Below are 18,257 nucleotides of genomic sequence, written 5' to 3' on the forward strand. Positions count from 1 at the left end.
GTGGTGCTGTCCGTGCGGCCGGCGACCACCGACCTGGACTTCGAGGAGCTGCTGGCCGAGCTGGCCGCCTACCTCGACGCGGCGCTGTCGTGAACGCCGCGCCCGACACCTCGCTGAACGCGGCCCGCCGCGCCCGCGACCTGGACCACGTCTCCGCCAACCCGGTGGACCTGCTCGTGGTGGGCGGCGGCGTGACCGGCGCGGGCGTGGCGCTGGACGCGGCGTCGCGCGGCCTGTCGGTGTGCCTGGTGGAGGCGCACGACCTGGCGTTCGGCACGTCGCGCTGGTCCAGCAAGCTCGTCCACGGCGGCCTGCGCTACCTGGCGCGGGGCGACGTGGGCCTGGCCCACGAGAGCGCGGTCGAGCGCGGCGTCCTGATGACCCGCACCGCGCCGCACCTGGTGCGCGCGCTCCCCCAGCTCGTGCCCCTGCACGGCGGTGCGCGCGGGTCCGTGGTCATGGCGGGCCTGCGCGCCGGCGACGCGCTGCGCCGCCTGGCCCGCACCCCGGCCGCCGTCCTGCCGCCGCCGCGCCGGGTGCCCGCGGCCGAGGCCCTGGCCCTGGCGCCCGGCCTGCGCCGGACCGGCCTGAGCGGCGGCCTGCTGAGCTTCGACGGCCAACTGGTCGACGACGCCCGCCTGGTGATCGCCCTGGCCCGCACCGCCGCCGGCCACGGCGCGCGGATCGTCACCCGGGCCCGTGCCGTCGCCCTGACCGGCACGGGCGCGCGGGTCGTCGACACCCTGACCGGCGCGTCCCTCGACATCCGCGCCCGTGCGGTGGTGAACGCCGCCGGCGTCTGGGCGGGCGACCTGGTCGGCGTGAAGCTGCGCCCGTCCCGCGGCTCGCACCTGGTCTTGTCGGCCGCCACCGCGGGCCTGACCGGCACCGCCCTGACCGTGCCCGTGCCGGGCGCCCGCAACCGCTTCGCCCTCCTGCTGCCCCAGCACGACGACCGCGTCTACGTGGGACTGACCGACGAACCCGTCACCGGCCCCGTGCCCGACGTGCCCACCGTGCCCCAGTCCGATGTGGACTTCCTCCTGGGCGTCGCCTCCTCGGTCCTGGAACGCCCCCTGGCGCCCGCCGACGTCCTGGGCGCCTTCGCCGGCCTGCGGCCCCTGCTCGACACGGGCGAGGGCGCCAGCGCCGACCTGTCCCGCCGCCACGCCGTGCTCACGACCGACGACGTCACCACGGTCGTCGGCGGCAAGCTCACCACCTACCGGCGCATGGCCGCCGACGCCGTCGACGCCACCCGCCTCACCACCACCCCGTCCCGCACCGCGAACCTGCCCCTGGTGGGCGCGTCCCCCCTGCGCTCCCCCGCCCCACCCCACCTGATCACCCGCTACGGCAGCGAGGCGCCCCTGGTCGCCGACCTGGGCGAGGTCGCCTGGGCGGTCCACCACGAGGGCGCCCTGACCGCCGACGACATCCTCGACCGCCGCACCCGCATCGGCCTGGTCCCCGCCGACCGGGCCGCCGCCGAACCCGCCATCACCACCGAACTGGCCACCCTGACCACCACCCCCGACCACACGCCCCGCCCAACCTGAACGCCTAACACGCCGGCACCAACCGCATGACACACCGGCCCTGAACGCATGACACACCCAACCGGACCGCATGACACACCCGACCTGAACGCATGACACGCGCGACCGGACCGTACGACTCGCCCGACCTGAACGTACGACTCGCGGTGTCCGAACGTACGACTCGCGATGCCTGACCGGAGGACACGCCAGGTGAGAGCGCTCCCACCCGGCGTGTCCTCCACTCGGACATCGCGAGTCGTACGTTCAGGACCGGTGAGTCGTACGTTCAGGACCCGCGAGTCATGCGTTCAGCGCCCGCGTGTCATGCGGTCAGGACTCGCGTGTCATGCGGTTAGGACTCGCGTGTCATGCGGTCCGGTCGGGCGAGTCATGCGGTTAGGACTCGCGAGTCATGCGGTCCGGTCGGGCGAGTCATGCGGTCAGGACCCGCGAGTCATGCGGTCTGGGCTGGTGAGTTATGCGGTGAAGGCGGGGGTGGGGCTTGGGCATGGGAAAGGGGACCTCCTGGGTGGAGGTCCCCTTTTCGCGGGTGGTTATTCGCCGATGATCGGCTTGGCCGCCTTCGGCGGTTCCTCGATCAGGGCTTCGCCTTCGAGGCGAACCTTGCGCTGGTGGTCCTTGCTGTCGCCGCCCTGGCCCGGAGGGGCCATCATCGGGGCGCCCATCATGCCCGCGCCGGCCGCGCCGCCGGGACGGCCGCCGCCGGCCGCGGGGCCGCCCGCCGCGGGTGCGCCCGTCGGGCTGCCCGCCGCGCCCACGGCGCCGGACATGCCGCCCGCTTGGAGGGTTTGGCCGCTCGCGCCGCCGCCGCTCGCGCCGCCGCCGAAGCCGCCGCCACCGCCGCCGCCCGCGAAGCCGCCGCCACCGCCGCCGAAGCCGCCACCGCCACCGCCACCGCCGAGGCCGCTCGGGGTGCTGTGGGGGACGTCCGGGGTGGTCGGGCGGACCGGGGGCACGAAGCCCGTGCCGGTGCCCGAGGTCGTGGCGTGGGTCGTGTCGTGGTCGCGGATGGGCGTCGGGCCGGGGTAGCCGCCGGGGTAGCCGCCGCCGCTCGGGTAGTAGCCGCCACCGGGGTAGCCCCCGCCGCCGTAGCCGCCGCCCGGGTGGCTGCCGCCGCCGATCGAGCCGCTGCCGTCCGCGACCCAGCGGCCCGGTTCCCAGTGGCCGCCGCCCGTGCCGGGGGCGGGGACGCCGCCCGAGCCCGAGCCGCCGGAGCCCGAGCCGGTGCCCCTGCCGGGGGGCGGGGTGCCGCCGCCGAGCGTCGGGGGACGGCTCACCACGGGGCCGCCCGGGCCGCCCGGGTAGGCGTGGCCCGGCTCGGGGTAGCCGCCGGAGCCCACGCCGACCGTCGGCGGGCGGTTGACGACCGGGCCCGCGCCGTGGCCACCGCCGCCGCCGGACGGGTTGGTGGTGCCGCCCGGACCGGTGTAGCGCTGGTCGGCGCGGCGGTCCATGTCCCGGAGCTGCTCGTCGGTCAGGCCGAGGCCGCCGGAGCTCGGCCGCTGGTTCAGGCCGCCGCCGCCCCGGTTGGACGAGGTCATGGCGGTGATGGCCTGGAGGACCTGCTTGGCGGTCTGGGCGATCTGCGAGACCGTCTTGATCAGGTCGATCAGCTTCTTGAGCGAGTTGCCGAGCTTCTGGAGGAAGTCCGCGAGCTTCTTGGCGTAGTTGCACGCCATCTGCACGATGTCCGAGATCGCCGCCGCGATGGCCGCGCCGAAGGTCAGGAACGACGCCGCCAGCCACTGGATGATCTTCATGACCATGTCGGACACGGCCTGGCCGATCAGGTCCATGATGGTCTTGCGGACGGTCGCGACCAGCTCGCCCGCGCCCTTGGCGGCCTGCGAGATGCCCTTCGTCGCCTTGGCCAGGGTTTCCAGGCCGGCGGAGTGCTTCTTGCTCGCCGCGCGGTAGCCGTCGGCCGACCGGCCCGTCCAGTTCCGCGTCTCCTCGACGGAGGTGCGGCGGTAGTCCGCGACGATCGACTCGATCTGCCGGGACGCGGACAGCCAGCTGTCGGACATCCGCTGGATCGCCTGCGGGCTGCCCAGCAGCGCGTCGAACGGCTCGCGCAGGAAGTCGACGTGCTGGATGGCCCAGCTGAACCCGGCGGACAGGAAGCCGGACAGCGGGTTGGCGGCCAGGCCGACGATGCCCATGGCGGTGTTGGCCATGCCGAGCCCCGCCTGCACCCAGTCACCGCGCTCGACGGCCGCGACGGTGCCCTGCACGTCGCCGATCAGGTAGGACGGGTCACGGCCCTGCGTGGTGGCCGGCGCGTTCATCCACGTGCCCTTCCGTTGAAGCCGAACGCGTTGTCGAGGTCGACGTTCTCGTACAGGTCGGCCACCTCGCGGAGGCCCTGGCACATGTCGGCCACGGTCTCCGTCGCCTGGCCGAGGATGTCCTGGGAGTTGCCGGCGGCCTTCAGCAGGAACTCCGCCAGGAACGAACCGAACACGCCGAAGGCGTCGGTCGACAGCGACGGGTCGGCGGTCTGCGTCGCGGAGAGCATCCGCTGGGTCAGCTGGTCGACCGTGCCCGCGTGCGCCCGGATCTGCTCCGGGCTCACGTTGAACGATTCGAATCTGGTCATGTGTCCCCCTGGTCAGGCCATGACATCGGGTGGGTTGGTGAAGTAGTCGTCATCGGGCCTGGTGTCCCGACGCTGGATCTCGGGGGTCGGTTCCACCGCGTCGGTGCCGTCACCCGAATAGCCGTTCGGCATCTTCGCCTTCACGAAGTCCAGGGCGGGGCCGTCGCCGAAGGACTCCGACATGATCTGGACGACCTGCCCGGCGGCGGCGCGCTGCGCCTGCGCGACGGCGGTCATGATGGCGGAGGAGATCCGCTCCGGGTCCTCACCGCGCAGCTGCGGGCGCAGGACCAGGTCGGTCAGCGCCCCGGAGGCGTTCACCGAGACGGTGATCAACCCGTCCGGCGACGTCGCGCTGCCGCCGACGCCCCCGAGCTGCGTCTCGACCGCGGCGGCGTTCCGCTTGGCCTGCTCGATCTTCTCTCCGTACTGCGCGAGCCACTGGTCCGGCTCCATGTGTCACCCCTCACGGCAACGGGGCTTGCGACCCTGATGCGCCTTCGACCCGTCCACAGACGATTCGGTTCCCGGTCTCGTATCGTTTCACCGAAACGTGATTTCCGGTCGAGATCGTCCGGGATGCCGCCGTTCGGCGCACGGCCGCGCGGTTTGCTTGCCGATCTGTTGGGTTTTCGCAACACTTCGTCGGGTGAGTCCGGTGCGACGCGGCTCCGGTCGGACCCTCCACAACCGGATCGGGGTGCTCAGGGTCGAACGGGGCATGACACGGGCGGGGTTGGCGCGGGCGGTGGACGTCAACCCCCAGACGATCGGCGCGCTGGAGCGGGGCGACCACTACCCCAGCCTCGACCTGGCGATGCGGATCTGCGAGGTCTTCGGCCTGCCCGTCGAGGCGGTGTTCAGCCGCACCCCGTTCGAGCCGCTGTCCACGCAGGTCTACGGCTAGGGCGACAGGAGGGAAGGCACGGTGCCACAGGGGGTGCTGGAGGTCGACCGGGTCTCCAAGCGCTACGGGGAGGTCGTGGCGCTGGCCGACATGACCTTCGACGTGCGGGCGGGCGAGCTGTTCGGCTTCGTCGGCAGCAACGGGGCCGGCAAGACCACCACCATGCGCATCGCGCTGGGCGTGCTGGCCGCCGACTCGGGCGAGGTCCGCTGGAACGGCGAGCCGATCACGTTCGAGACGCGCCGGCGCATCGGCTACATGCCGGAGGAACGCGGCCTCTACCCCCGGATGAAGGTGCTCGACCAGCTCGTCTACCTGGCCGAGCTGCACGGCCTGCCCACCAACGCCGCGCACCGCTCCGCCGAGGACTGGATCGCCCGCCTCGGCCTGCGCGACCGCCGCGGCGACGAGGTGCAGAAGCTGAGCCTCGGCAACCAGCAGCGGGTGCAGCTGGCCGCCGCGCTGGTGCACGAGCCGGAGGTGCTGGTGCTCGACGAGCCGTTCTCCGGCCTGGACCCGGTGGCCGTGGACGTGATGAGCCAGGTGCTGCGCGAGAAGGCCGCCACCGGGGTGCCCGTGGTGTTCTCCAGCCACCAGCTCGACCTGGTGGAACGCCTGTGCGACCGGGTCGGCATCGTCCGCAGCGGCACGCTGGTGGCCTGCGGCGCGGTGGACGAGCTGCGCGCGGGCGGCACGTCCCGGCTGGTCGTGGACGCGCCGGAGGCGCCGCCGGGGTGGGCCGACGCGCTGCCGGGCGTGCGCGCCACCGCCGTGTCCGAGGGCCGCACCCTGGTGGAGCTGGAGCCGGGCGCGGACGACCAGCCGGTGCTGCGCGCGGCCCTCGCGACCGGGCCCGTGCACGAGTTCTCCCGGCAGCGGCCGTCGCTGGCGGAGCTGTTCCGCAGCGTGGTGACCCAGGAGGCCTCGGCATGACCAGCCTGAGCACGGGCCGGGCGGTGTTCCTGGTGGCGCGCCGCGAGTTCACCGGCCGGGTGCGCACCAAGGCGTTCGTGTGGGGCACCGCGGTGATCCTGGCCGTGCTGGCGGGCTACGTACTGCTCCAGTCGGTGCTGTTCGACGACGCCGGCCGCGACCGGGTGGCGCTGAGCGGCCAGGCGGGCGTGCTCGCCGAGCCGTTGCAGCGGACCGCCGCGTCGTTCGGCCGCGAGGTGGAGGTCGTGGACGTCGCCGACCCGGCCGACGGCGAGGCGCGGGTGCGGTCCGGCGAGGTGGACGCCCTGATCACCGGCGCGCCGGACGCCCTGCGCGTGGTGGTCGAGGAGTCGCTGGGCGAGCAGCTCCGCAGCTCCATCGACCTGATCGTCAAGCAGCAGGTGCTCAACGCCCAGCTCGCCGAGGCGGGCCTGGACCCGGCCGAGGTGGCGCGGAACGTGGAGCGGGCCGGGGTGGACCTGGTCGTCCTGGAGGAGCCGGACGAGCGGTCAGGCCAGCGCCTGGCCATCGGCCTGGTGATCGCCGCGCTGCTGTACTACTCGCTGCTGGTGTACGGGACGATGGTCGCCCAGGGCGTGGTGGAGGAGAAGTCCAGCCGAGTGGTGGAGATCCTGCTGGCGACGCTGCGGCCGTGGCAGCTGCTGCTGGGCAAGGTCGTCGGGCTGGGCGCGGTCGGGCTGCTCCAGCTCGTGCTGGTCGGCGGTGGCGGCCTGGTGCTGGCGACCGCGTCGGGCGTGGTCGACCTGGCGGGCGTGGCCGGCGGCGCCCTGGCCACGGGCGTGCTGTGGTACCTGCTCGGTTTCTTCCTCTACGCCACGGTGTTCGCCGCGGCGGCGTCGCTGGTGTCCCGGCAGGAGGAGCTCCAGTCGGTGCTGACGCCGATCAGCATGGCGATCGTGGTGGCGTTCGTGGTGGGCATCAACCTGATGATCAGCGATCCGACGGGCTCGGCGGTGACGGTGCTGTCGCTGCTGCCGCCGTTCGCGCCGATCCTGATGCCGGGGCGGATGGCGATGGGCGTGGCGCCGGGGTGGCAGGTGCTGCTGGCGGTGGTGCTGGCGCTGGCGGCGGTCGCCGCGATCACCTGGCTCGGCGGGAAGGTCTACTCGAACGCCGTGCTGCGGACCGGCGCGCGGGTGCGGCTGCGGGACGTGCTGCGCTGAGGGCGCGCCGAAAGCCGCGCCGGCGCTGAGGGCGCCGAGGGCCCGGTGGCGGGAAACCCGTTCGGCGGCCGGGCCGGTGTGAGGGACGATGCCCCCCTTCGATCGGAGGGGTTCTTGACCGGCTTCCGCGCGCTCCTGATCGGGGTCCCCCGCTACGACGACCCCGCTCTCCCCGACCTGCCGTCCGTGCCGGACGACCTCGACGCGCTGCGGCGCGCCCTGCTGCGCGTCGGGTACGAGGTCGTGGCGCACGACGAGGCGCGCACCGACCGCGACCGGGTCGACGGCGCGCTGGAGCGCTTCTTCGGCTCGGCCGCCCCCGGCCAGGCGCTGCTGGTGGTGATCGCCGGGCACGGCGCCCACCTCGGCGGCGCCGACCACCTGGTGCCGGCCGGCGCGGACACCCGCAGCCGCCGCTTCGCCGACCGGTGCCTGCCGGTGGACGTCGCGGAGCACGTCGCGGGCAGCGCGTGCGGCGACGTGCTGGTGGTGCTCGACACGTGCCGCGGCACGGGGGCGCCGAGGACCGACGGCGTGGCGTACCTGGCCGCGGTGGGCGGCGACGAGTCGTCCCACGGCCTGCTGACCCGGGCGTTGACGGCGGCGGTCGGCGAGGCGACCGGGCTGGCCGAGGTCGTGGCGGCGGTGCGGGGGCGCGTCGGCCCGCGGGTGGCGGTCTCCGGCGGGGAGTTCACCGTCTTCCCCCGCCCGCGCGACACCGGCGACCCGTGGGCGGCGGCGGTCCGCTCGCACCCGGCGTGGGCGCTGGCCCCGGAGGACGCCGGGCTGCGCGAGGCGACCGCCGGGCTGGTGGGCCGGTGGACCCGCCGCACCCCGAACGGCAGCACCCCGAACGGCAGCACCCCCGCCGACGACCGGTGGTGGGACGACGAGGCTCCGCTCCGCGCGGCCGACCACCTCGGCCTCCTGCTCACCCGCGCGGGCGCGCCGCTCACCCCCGCCGACGCGGCGCTGCTCGCGGTGTTCCCGTTCGCGCGGCAGGCGTTCCTGGCCCACCACCTCGCCACCGCCGACCCGGACGTGGACCGGTTCGCGCGCGGCAGGCCGAGGGTCGCGCGGCGCCTGGAGCGGGCTTCCGCCGCGGGCGACGACCGGGCGGTGGCCGACCTCCGGTGGTGGCTGCGGCACCGGGCCCTCGCCCACCTGGGCAGCCGGTACGGGGCGGAGGCGGTCACCGCCGCCCTCGGCGCGGACGTCCCGTTCCCGCCGGCCCGACTGGGCGCGCTGGTCCGGGACCTGCGGTCGACGAGGTCGACCGACCCGCTCGCCCGCGTGCTCACCGCCGCCCACCTGCTCGCGCTCGACCCCGCCGACCTGCCCTCCGCGATCGCCGAGCACCTGGGCATCACCGACCCGGTCGACCTCGCCGACCTGCTCACCACGGTCCGCGCGGCGTCCTGGCGGTCGCGCGGCCACGTGCTCGCGCTGCACGCCGAGTGCGCCCACCAGGCCGTGTCGCACGCGCTGACCGAGCACGTCGCCCGCGTCTCCGGGGCGCTGGGCCGGCTCGACCCGCCCGCGCACGCCTCGGCCGACGGCGTCCGGCCCACCCGCCTCCCCGACGGCACGCCCTCCCACGACGGCCGGGGCTTCCGGTTCCGGCTCGCCGACGACCGGGTCCAGGAGCTGCTGATGGGCGTGCAGCTCTACGGCGACCCGGGCCTGGCCGTGCGCGAGCTGCACCAGAACGCGCTGGACGCGTGCCGCTACCGCCGCGCCCGCACCGAGCACCTGCGCCGGACCGGCGCGGACGTGCCGCCGTGGGAGGGCCGCATCCGCTTCGAGCAGGGCGTGGACGAGCACGGCCGCCCCTACCTGGACTGCGCGGACAACGGCATCGGCATGGGCCACCACGAGCTGACCGGCGTGTTCTCCCGCGCGGGCGCCCGGTTCCCCGACCTGCCGGAGTTCGTCGAGGAGGAGGCGGAGTGGGCGCGGACGGGCGTCTCGTTCCACCCCAACAGCCGCTTCGGCATCGGCGTGCTCAGCTGCTTCATGGTCGCCGACGAGATCACCGTGACGACGTGCCGCCTGGGCCGCGACGGGCGTCCCGGCCGGCGGTTGCGCGTGGAGGTGCCGGGTCCGGGCGCGCTGAGCCGCGTGCGGGACCTGGGGCCGGGCGACGAGGCGGGCACGACCGTCCGCCTGCACCCGCGCGAACCGGGCCTGTCCTGCGTGGACGAACTGCGGAAGGTGCTGCTGCTCTCGGAGTTCGCGGTCGAGGCCGCGGACGGCGCGCGGCGGGCCGCGTGGGCGGCCGGGGTGGTGACCTCGGAGTCCCTGACGCCACCGCGCCACGAGGCGGTGGAGGTGCTGCCGAGCGGTTCCCCGGACGTGTGGTGGTGCGGCGACCTCGGCGCGGTGCTCGCGGACGGGCTGCGGGCCGGCGTGGCGACGTTCGGCGTGGTGGTGAACCTGACCGGCCCGCACGCGCCGCGGCTCACCGTGGACCGCCGCCGGATCGTGGACCTGGACGAGGGCCTGGTGGACCGGCTGGTCGCCGGGCAGGCGGCCGATTTCGCCGGCCGGACCGCCCTGCACTCGAACCGGTGGATCGGGGGCCTGGTGTGGCGACGGCCGGCGGTGGCGGACGAGCTGGTCGCCCGCGCGACGGCGGCCGGCGCGGCCTGGGCGGCGGCGGGCACGTCGGTCGACCCGGCGTCGGTCGGGTGCTTCCCGGACGACGACGACTTCCTCGGCGACGCCGAGTTCGAGGGGTACCTCTTCGAGCGCGTCCCCGACCAGGTGCTCCGGTGGCGGCTGGCGGCCTGGTCGAACGCCGGCCTGGTGCCCGGCCTCACCGTCGCGGACGAACCCCGCCCGGTCGCCCGGCCGTCGGACGCGCGGCTGCTCCGGGAGGCGACGAGCACCCCGGGGCGGTCGGTCGGCTGGCTGAACCCCGGCGAGACCGTGCCGGTGGCGCACGTCGCCCACGTGTCGGCGCGGCTGTCCCGCACCCCGGCCGAGGTCGCCGACCGGCTCACCGCGCTCGGGTTCGCCGTCGAGGGGGCCGCCGCGCTGCCCCCGGCGGACCTGGACCTCCTCAGCGCCGGGCTGGACGGGCAGGCGCCGTGGCTGGAGCCCGGCGCACCGGTCCCGCTGGGCCACGCCCTGGCCGCCGCCGAGCACCTGCGGCTGGCGCCGGGCGAGGTCCGCGACCGCCTGGCGGCGCTGGGCCACGACGTGACCCCGTTCGACCCGGCGGCGGATCACGCCCCGGGGGACGGCCTGCTGCTCGGCGACCCGGAGCGGCCGGCCGACGACCGGTGGCTGCCCGCCGACCGCCCGGTGCCGTCCGCGCACGTGCTGCGGGCCGCGGAACGGCTCGACCGGACCCCGTCGGACGTGGCCGCGCGGCTGCGGGCGCTCGGGTACGAGGTGCAGGAGTTCGACACCTCCGCGGTCCCCGACGAGCACGACCACACCGCCCTGAGCGCCGACGCCGAGAACCCCTACCCGGCGCTGCCGCCGGACCGGGTGGTCCCGGCGGCGCACCTCCACGTGGTCGCGTGGGCGACCGGGCGCACCGTCGAGCACGTCGCCGGGCGCCTGGAGCTGTTCGGGTACCGGGTGTCCCGCACCGGGCCGGCCGACCCCGCCGTGGACCCGCGGGCGCTCCTCCTCGACGGGCACGGGCAGCCGCTGCCGCTCGACGAGGCGGTGCGGCCGGGCCACGTGCTCGCCGCCGCGCTGCGGACCGGCCTCGCGGTCGACGAGGTGGCCGAGCGGCTCACCGGGCTGGGCCACGCCGTCACGCCCTTCGCGCACGCGACGCCCACCGCCGACGACCTCCTCCTGCTCGACGGGGGCTGGGACGGCGTGTCGTCGTGGCTGCCGGGCGACGCCGAAGTGCCCCTGGGGCACGTGCTGCGCGCCGCCGACCGCCTGGGCCGGACCGCGTCCGGGGTCGCCGCGCGGCTGGCGCGGTTCGGGTACCGGTGCGCGACGCCCGCGGTCCCGACCGGGCGGGACGACGTCAGGCTGGTCAGCGACGGCCTCGACGGCGAGGCGCCGTGGCTGCGCCGGGAGACGCCCGTGCGGATCGGGCACCTGCTGCGCGCCGCCCAGGCGCTGGGGAGGCCGGTGCGGGAGGTCGCGGAACGGTTGGTGGAGCTGGGTTTCCGGCTGCCGGACGGCGTGCGGCCGGCCTGAGGCGCGAGAACGGCCCGCACCGGGGAGGTGCGGGCCGTTCGGGGTCCACTGAGGACGCGGAAAACGTCAGCGCTGGTCGATCGAGACGAAGTCGCGCTCCGGCGAGCCGGTGTAGACCTGGCGCGGGCGGCCGATCTTGGTGGCCGGGTCGTTGATCATCTCGCGCCAGTGGGCGATCCAGCCCGGCAGGCGGCCCAGCGCGAACAGCACCGTGAAGAACTTCGTCGGGAAGCCCATCGCGCGGTAGATGAGGCCGGTGTAGAAGTCCACGTTCGGGTACAGCTTGCGCTCGACGAAGTAGTCGTCCGCGAGGGCGGTCTCCTCCAGCGCCTTCGCGATGTCGAGCAGCTCGTCGGACGCGCCGAGCTTGCCGAGGATCTCGTCGGCGGTCTTCTTGATGATCGCGGCGCGCGGGTCGTAGTTCTTGTAGACCCGGTGGCCGAAGCCCATCAGGCGGACGCCGTCCTCCTTGTTCTTGACCTTCTTCACGAACGCGGACACGTCGCCGCCCTCGTTGCGGATCTTCTCCAGCATGTCGAGCACCGCGCTGTTCGCGCCGCCGTGCAGCGGGCCGAACAGGGCGTTGATGCCCGCGGAGATGGAGGCGAACAGGTTGGCCTCGGACGAGCCGACCAGGCGCACGGTCGAGGTGGAGCAGTTCTGCTCGTGGTCGGCGTGCAGCACGAACAGCAGGTCGAGGGCGCGGACCAGGTCCGGGTCGACGTCGTACGGCTCGGCGGGGAAGCCGAAGGTCATCCGGAGGAAGTTCTCGACCAGGCCGAGGGAGTTGTCCGGGTAGAGGAAGGGCTGGCCCACGGACTTCTTGTAGGCGTAGGCCGCGATGGTGGGCACCTTCGCCAGCAGGCGGATCGTGGAGATCTCGACCTGGTTGGCGTCGAACGGGCTGAGGCTGTCCTGGTAGAAGGTCGACAGCGCGGACACCGCCGAGGACAGCACGGGCATCGGGTGCGCGTCGCGCGGGAAGCCGTCGAAGAACCGTTTCAGGTCCTCGTGCAGCAGGGTGTGCCTGCTGATCTTGGAGGAGAACTCCTCCAGCTGCGCCTGCGTCGGCAGCTCGCCGTAGATGAGCAGGTAGCTGACCTCGATGAAGTTCGACTTCGCCGCGAGCTGCTCGATCGGGTAGCCGCGGTAGCGCAGGATGCCGGCGTCGCCGTCGATGTAGGTGATCTCGGAGGAGCAGGACGCGGTGTTGACGAACCCGCTGTCCAGCGTGACCAGGCCGGTCGTGGCCAGCAGCTTGCCGAGGTCGATGCCGGGAGCACCCTCGGTGGCCGGCACCACCTTCATCTCGTGCTCTCCGCCCGGATGGCGCAGCGCGACGGTACGGGTGTCGTTCGGCGCAGTCGTCGCGTCGGGCATGCAGAGTCCCTCTCACGCTCGGGCGGGGTGGCTCGTGCGGGTCTCGCACCCGGCGCCCGGGCGTGACCGCCCCTGCACCGCAGCACCACCCCGTTGGGGTCCTGTCAGTTCTCCCACGCTAGTCAGCGGGCTACCCGCTCCACAGCCGCGGCATGAACCGATTCTGCGAGATGGGATCGGCATCACATCGGCAATGCACGAGTGGCTAGCGTGCATTCACCACCGTAGCCCTTCGGGGCTGTTTCTCCACCTCACGAGGGGTGAGAGCTAGGTCATCCCCAGCTCTGCGCGGAACGGCGGTTCCGCGCCGGCGCGCGAGCACGTGATCGCCGCGGCGGCGCCCGCGAAGGCCAGCGCGGCGCGCCAGCGCTCGCCGTCCAGACCCCTGACGGCCTCGGTGGACAGTGCGCCGTGGTGGTGCAGCCACGCCAGCAGCGCGCCCTGCACGGTGTCGCCCGCCCCGATCGTGTCGACCACGTCCACGGGCGTGGGTGGGACGTGGATCACGTCGCCGGCGGCGGTCAGCACGGCCAGCCCGTCGCCGCCGCGGGTCAGCACCACCGCCGCGGGCCCGCGCCACTTCCGGGCGACCTCCAGCACGTCGCCCTCCGGCGCGTCGGGCGGCAGGTCGGCCAGCCAGCGGGCGTCCTCGACGGACACCTTGAGCAGGCCCACGTGCGGCAGCCACGAGGCGTAGCGGGCGCGGTAGGCGGCCGGGTCGTCGATCAGGCCGGCCCGGACGTTCGGGTCCAGCGCGGTCAGCGCGCCGCGCTCCGCCTCGCGCCGCAGCACCCGCTCGTAGGCGCTCGCGCCCGGCTCCAGCACCAGCGACAGGGTGCCGAACGAGACCGCGCGCACGTCGTCCGGCAGCGGACCGGGGTCGGTCACCAGGCGGTCGGCGGTGCCCTCGACGTAGAACGAGTAGCGGGCCGAGCCGTCGTCGGCGAGCCCGACGACGGCGAGCGTGGTCGGCTCCGGGCCGCGCTGGACCAGGTCGGTGCGCACGCCCGAGGCGCGCAGGCGCTCCACCAGCCGGTCGCCGAACAGGTCGGAGGAGACGCGGGACAGGAAGCCCACCGGGGCCTCCAGGCGCCCCGCCGCCACGGCGACGTTGTAGGGGCCGCCGCCCAGCCGCGGCGAGAGGTCGCCCCCCGGCGTGGGCACGAGGTCGACCAGGGCCTCTCCGGCGACGACGATCACGACTGGCTCCGTTCTCTCCGCAAACCGTCCAGCAGCAGCTCGCCCAGGGCGGTGAACGCCTCGGCGTCGGACACCCCCGCGCGCCGGGTCAGCACCCCGGTCTGGATGCCCTCGATCAGCAGGCCCGCCATCTCGGCGACCAGGGTGGCGTGCACCTCCCGGAACACGCCCTCGCGCACGCCCTCCTGGATGAACTCGCGGATCCGCTCGGCGGCGGCGCGGGCGTTGCGCTCGTAGGTCGACCGGGTGGGCGCGAACGCCGACACGTCGGCGATGAACTGCGCGGACGCCCGCCGCAGCTCCTCGGCGGCGCCGGCCAGGTAGGTGCCGACGCGGGCGCGCACGTCCTGGACGCCGGCGATCCGCTGCTCGATCCGCTCGGCCGCGCCCTTGAAGTAGCGGCCGACCACGCGGACGGCCAGTTGCTCCTTGCTGGCTGCCAGGGCGTAGAGGGTCGACTTGGAGCAGTGCAGGCGCGCGGCGAGGTCGTCCAGGGTGAAGTGCGCGAAGCCCTCGGCGAGCACCAGCGCTTCGAGCCGCCCGAGCAGTTCCACCTGCCGTGGTGTCAGCGGCCTGCCCACGATCGAGGTCATGGTCGGACTCTGTCACACTCCCGGATCACAGTACTGTGGTACGTCCTGCAGTACTGTCGATGGTACCGAGGTTCACTTGACGGCGCGAACCGTCACACGGAGGTCGACGATGCCCGCCGAACGCCTGCTGCCCACCACCGAAGCCGAGGACCTGCTCGCCCTGGTCCGCGAGATCGCCCGCGACGAGCTGGCGCCGTGCGCGGCCGAGCACGAGGAGCGCGAGCGGTTCCCGCGCGACAAGTTCCGCCTGCTCGGCAAGGCCGGGCTGCTGGGCCTGCCCTACCCGGAGGAGTTCGGCGGCGGCGCGCAGCCGTACGAGGTGTACCTCCAGGCGCTGGAGGAGGTGGCCTCGGCGTGGATGTCGGTCGGCGTCGGCCTGTCGGTGCACGTGATGTCGAGCTACGCGCTGGCCGCGTTCGGCACGGACGAGCAGAAGGCCCGGTGGCTGCCCGACGCGCTGGAAGGCGACCTGCTGGGCGGGTACGCGCTGTCGGAGTCGCACGCGGGCTCGGACGCGGCGGCGCTGTCGACGAGGGCCGTGCGCGACGGCGACGACTACGTCGTGAACGGCACGAAGGCGTGGATCACGCACGCCGGCGTGGCCGACTTCTACACCCTGATGGCCCGCACCTCCGACGACGGCGGCCGGGGCGTCAGCTGCTTCTTCGCGCCGGGGCGGGCCGACGGCCTGACCGCCGCGCCGCCCGAGCGCAAGATGGGCCTGACCGGGTCGACCACGGCGCAACTGGTGTTCGAGGACGTGCGGCTGGGCGCGGACCGCCTGGTGGGCGCGGAGGGCGACGGGCTGAAGATCGCGCTGTCCGCCCTGGACTCGGGCCGGCTCGGGATCGCCGCCTGCGCCGTGGGCCTGGCGCAGGCCGCGCTGGACGAGGCCGTGGCCTACGCGAAGACCCGCACCCAGTTCGGCCGGCCGATCATCGACTTCCAGGGCCTGGAGTTCCTGCTCGCCGACATGGCCGCCGCGGTGGACTCGGCGCGGGCGACGTACCTGGAGGGCGCCCGCCGGCGGGACCGGGGCCTGCCGTTCCGGCGCCAGGCGGCGGTGGCGAAGCTGGTCTGCACGGACGCGGCGATGAAGGTGACGACGGACGCGGTGCAGGTGCTGGGCGGCGCGGGGTACACGCGGGACTTCCCGGTGGAGCGGTACATGCGGGAGGCGAAGGTGCTGCAGATCTTCGAGGGCACCAACCAGATCCAGCGGTTGGTGATCGGGCGCGAGCTGCGCCGCTGACGCCGTCCCGGCCGGGAGCGGCCCGGCGCCGGGCGCCTAGCGCCAGGCCTCCGCGAGCCGCTTCCGGTTGATCGCCACCGAGGCGACCAGGGCGACGGCCGCGACCAGGAACAGCTCCACGGGCCCGAGGCTGCCCAGCATCCCCACCAGGAAGGCGAGGACCACGCCCAGCCCCACCCACACGGCCAACGTCAACGCCACCGCCACGACCCACTTCATGCCGTCCCCCCGACGCTCGTCCGAAGACCCCGGTGTGGTCGAGACCCCAGTGTGGCCGAAGGACGAGCGCCGTGGACGGCGTTCGGGACACGGCGTTCGGGACACGGCGTTCGACGCCTTCGAGACCGGCCGACCGCGCTTCCACGCGAAAGGCGGTCACGGTGGGTGGTCGATTGTCACGCATGGTCGACAAGGTCGTACCGTGTGCCGCCGTGAGCGATGTGCGCTTGTTCTACATCGACGATTCGGGAGCGCAAACCTCCCAACTCGTCGTCTACGGCTGGGTGGAGCTGTCGGTGTCCGACTGGCGCCCCGCCCTGCGCTCGTGGCTCGACTGGCGCAAAGCCCTCCACGACGCCACGGGGTTGCCCGCCAGCTACGAGTTGCACGCCACCAAGTTCGTCAACGGTCGGGGCAGGCCGACCGGGACGGAGCGGGACCGCAGCAAGGCCAACCGGTCGGCGGTGGTGGTCGACGCGTTGAGCGCGATCGCCGCCATGCCGGGTGTGCGCACCGGCGCCGTCTGCCGCGACACCACCGGAACCCGGTACGTCGACGCCAAGGCAGGTCTGTACGCGGACCTGGTCACCGAGCTCGACGCGCACCTCGTCACGACCGGCCACCACGGGTTCGTGATCATGGACGGGGACGGCACCGACCCCTCCTACCGGCAGGCGCACCGCTCGCTCAGGCTCGCCACCCGCAACCTCGTGGAGGACCCGTTCTTCCAGGGCTCGCACCTCAGCCAGTGGGTGCAAGTGGCGGACCTGGTCGCCTACGCCGCCTACCAGTGCGTGCTGCGCGCCCCCGGGAAGGAGGTCATGTGGGACTGGTACCCGGAACTGCTCGGCCGGGTCTGCGCCATGGGCGGCAAACCGCAGGCCAGGTGATCGAGTGCGGATGGGGCCGGCGCCGAGGACCCGGAAAAGAAGCTGGACCCGCTTCCCCACGGGAGTGGGACGGGTCCGCGGGGGAAGTCTAGCAAATGGACGAGCCGCCGCAACAGCGGCCAGTCAACCCGCGGATCGCCCGTCAACACCCCCCGCGGACGCTCAGGTCTCCGAGTAGAACGGGTTCTCGACGATCTCCTCGCCGTCCTCGTACCGGTAGACCTCGCGACCCGACACGAAGACCTTCAGCGCCCGGCTCATCACGTCCAGCGGGTCGCCGGACCAGATCACCACGTCACCGTCCAGCCCCGGCCGCAGGGAGCCGACCCGGTCGTCCAGGCCCATGATCCGCGCCGGGTTCACCGTGATCGACTCCAGCGCCACCTGCCGGTCCAGGCCCTCCTTCACGGCCAGGGTCGCCTGGTGCACCAGGAAGTGGATCGGCACCACCGGGTGGTCCGTGGTGATCGCGATCTCCACGCCGGCCCGCGCCAGGATGCCCGGGTTGCGCAGCGACCGCTGCCGCACCTCGACCTTCGACCGCGACGTGAACAGCGGCCCGATGACCACCGGCACCCCGCGCTCGGCCAGCAGGTCCGCGATCAGGTGACCCTCGGTGCCGTGGTTCACGATGAGCTTGTAGCCGAACTCGTCGGCCAGCCGGAGGGCCGTCGCGATGTCGTCCGCCCGGTGGCAGTGCTGGCACCACGGCAGCTCGCCCGACAGCACGCGGGCCAGCACCTCGGACGTCGGGTCGCGGTCGAACGGGCCGTCCGCCGCCTCGCGCCGGGCCGCGTAGTCCTGCGCCTTGGTGAACGCGTCCCGGATCACCGCCGCCACGCCCTGCCGGGTGGACGGCAGCTTCTTCTGGTCCCCGTAGACCCGCTTGGGGTTCTCGCCCAGCGCGCTCTTCACGCTCACCGGGTTGCGCAGCAGCATCTCGTCGGCCGTGCGGCCCCAGCACTTCACGGCCACCGTCTGGCCGCCGATGACGTTGCCCGAACCCGGCTTGACGACCGCGGTCGTGACGCCGCCGGTCAGGGCGTCTGCGAAGCCCTGGTCGGCGGCGTTGATCGCGTCCAGCGCGCGCAGCCGCGCGCCGTTGGGGTCGGTCATCTCGTTGGTGTCCTGCCCGGCCCAGCCCTCGCCCTCCTCGTGCACGCCGAGGTGGCCGTGGGCCTCCACGAAACCGGGCAGCACCCAGGCGCCCGCCGCGTCGACGACCCGCACGCCGTCCGGGACCTCCACGTCCGCGCCGACCGCGACGATCTTCCCGTCCCGCACCAGGACCGTGCCGCCCTCGATCGGCGACCCGGCCACCGGCACGACATACCCACCCGTGATGGCGACGTTCATAGTTAGCGA

The 18,257-nt window shown here is 74.1% G+C and carries 15 protein-coding genes; 7 read left to right on the forward strand and 8 right to left on the reverse strand.

Translation table 11 applies throughout. The annotated features are described in order from the left end of the window. Positions 1-89 precede the first annotated feature (89 nt). Positions 90-1,559 carry a glycerol-3-phosphate dehydrogenase/oxidase gene (locus tag ACFV4N_RS17530; RefSeq protein ID WP_499673576.1) on the forward strand — a complete coding sequence of 490 codons (1,470 nt, stop codon included), beginning with the start codon at positions 90-92 and terminating at the stop codon, positions 1,557-1,559. Between the two features lie 536 nt (positions 1,560-2,095). Here ACFV4N_RS17530 and ACFV4N_RS17535 read toward each other — a convergent pair. Genes ACFV4N_RS17535 through ACFV4N_RS17545 form a run of 3 tightly spaced genes read right to left on the reverse strand, consistent with a single transcriptional unit; the run spans position 2,096 to position 4,617 of the window. Then, positions 2,096-3,850, reverse strand: coding sequence for a WXG100 family type VII secretion target (locus ACFV4N_RS17535; protein WP_499673577.1), 1,755 nt, complete (start codon positions 3,848-3,850; stop codon positions 2,096-2,098). Beyond that, positions 3,847-4,161: a type VII secretion target gene (locus ACFV4N_RS17540; RefSeq protein ID WP_499673578.1), complete on the reverse strand. Its 315-nt coding sequence runs from the start codon at positions 4,159-4,161 to the stop codon at positions 3,847-3,849. Before ACFV4N_RS17540 ends, ACFV4N_RS17535 begins: the two co-directional genes overlap by 4 nt. Positions 4,162-4,173: 12 nt before the next feature. Continuing rightward, positions 4,174-4,617 carry a YbaB/EbfC family nucleoid-associated protein gene (locus ACFV4N_RS17545; RefSeq protein WP_499673579.1) on the reverse strand — a complete coding sequence of 148 codons (444 nt, stop codon included), beginning with the start codon at positions 4,615-4,617 and terminating at the stop codon, positions 4,174-4,176. 193 nt (positions 4,618-4,810) lie between these two features. Between ACFV4N_RS17545 and ACFV4N_RS17550 the strand changes: the two genes are divergently transcribed. The 4 genes from ACFV4N_RS17550 (at position 4,811) to ACFV4N_RS17565 (ending at position 11,358) form a co-directional block, all read left to right on the forward strand. After that, positions 4,811-5,068, forward strand: coding sequence for a helix-turn-helix transcriptional regulator (locus ACFV4N_RS17550; RefSeq protein ID WP_499673580.1), 258 nt, complete (start codon positions 4,811-4,813; stop codon positions 5,066-5,068). A gap of 90 nt (positions 5,069-5,158) precedes the next feature. Further along, complete coding sequence (locus tag ACFV4N_RS17555; protein WP_499673605.1) at positions 5,159-6,001, forward strand: ABC transporter ATP-binding protein; 843 nt, start codon at positions 5,159-5,161, stop codon at positions 5,999-6,001. Beyond that, positions 5,998-7,185 (forward strand): ABC transporter permease, encoded by a 1,188-nt coding sequence (locus tag ACFV4N_RS17560; protein ID WP_499673581.1) that lies wholly within the window; start codon positions 5,998-6,000, stop codon positions 7,183-7,185. The genes ACFV4N_RS17555 and ACFV4N_RS17560 overlap by 4 nt, the downstream gene beginning before the upstream one ends. A 114-nt stretch (positions 7,186-7,299) precedes the next feature. Then, positions 7,300-11,358: a wHTH domain-containing protein gene (locus tag ACFV4N_RS17565; protein WP_499673582.1), complete on the forward strand. Its 4,059-nt coding sequence runs from the start codon at positions 7,300-7,302 to the stop codon at positions 11,356-11,358. A gap of 66 nt (positions 11,359-11,424) precedes the next feature. On the opposite strand, the gene ACFV4N_RS17570 is transcribed toward ACFV4N_RS17565, so the two are convergent. The 3 genes from ACFV4N_RS17570 to ACFV4N_RS17580 form a co-directional block, all read right to left on the reverse strand. Then, on the reverse strand, positions 11,425-12,738 hold the full coding sequence (locus ACFV4N_RS17570) for a citrate synthase (RefSeq protein WP_499673583.1): 1,314 nt from the start codon (positions 12,736-12,738) through the stop codon (positions 11,425-11,427). Between the two features lie 267 nt (positions 12,739-13,005). Next, positions 13,006-13,938: a carbohydrate kinase family protein gene (locus tag ACFV4N_RS17575; RefSeq protein ID WP_499673584.1), complete on the reverse strand. Its 933-nt coding sequence runs from the start codon at positions 13,936-13,938 to the stop codon at positions 13,006-13,008. After that, a complete protein-coding gene (locus tag ACFV4N_RS17580) occupies positions 13,935-14,531 on the reverse strand; it encodes a TetR/AcrR family transcriptional regulator (RefSeq protein WP_499673585.1) in 597 nt (198 codons plus the stop codon). Before ACFV4N_RS17580 ends, ACFV4N_RS17575 begins: the two co-directional genes overlap by 4 nt. 109 nt (positions 14,532-14,640) lie before the next feature. On the opposite strand from ACFV4N_RS17580, the gene ACFV4N_RS17585 reads away from it, so the two are divergent. After that, on the forward strand, positions 14,641-15,783 hold the full coding sequence (locus tag ACFV4N_RS17585; protein WP_499673586.1) for an acyl-CoA dehydrogenase family protein: 1,143 nt from the start codon (positions 14,641-14,643) through the stop codon (positions 15,781-15,783). Positions 15,784-15,819: 36 nt separating this feature from the next. Here the strand turns inward: ACFV4N_RS17585 and ACFV4N_RS17590 are convergent, their stop codons facing one another. After that, positions 15,820-16,002, reverse strand: a complete 183-nt coding sequence (locus ACFV4N_RS17590; RefSeq protein ID WP_499673587.1) for a hypothetical protein — start codon at positions 16,000-16,002, stop codon at positions 15,820-15,822. Between the two features lie 212 nt (positions 16,003-16,214). Here ACFV4N_RS17590 and ACFV4N_RS17595 point away from each other — a divergent pair, with 212 nt between their 5' ends. Beyond that, complete coding sequence (locus ACFV4N_RS17595; protein WP_499673588.1) at positions 16,215-16,892, forward strand: DUF3800 domain-containing protein; 678 nt, start codon at positions 16,215-16,217, stop codon at positions 16,890-16,892. A 162-nt stretch (positions 16,893-17,054) separates the two neighbouring features. On the opposite strand, the gene ACFV4N_RS17600 is transcribed toward ACFV4N_RS17595, so the two are convergent. Further along, entirely contained in the window at positions 17,055-18,248 is a 1,194-nt protein-coding gene (locus ACFV4N_RS17600; RefSeq protein ID WP_499673589.1) for an amidohydrolase, read from the reverse strand. Positions 18,249-18,257: the final 9 nt, after the last annotated feature.

This window comes from Actinosynnema sp. NPDC059797, assembly GCF_042732085.1.
Taxonomy (GTDB): Bacteria; Actinomycetota; Actinomycetes; order Mycobacteriales; family Pseudonocardiaceae; genus Actinosynnema.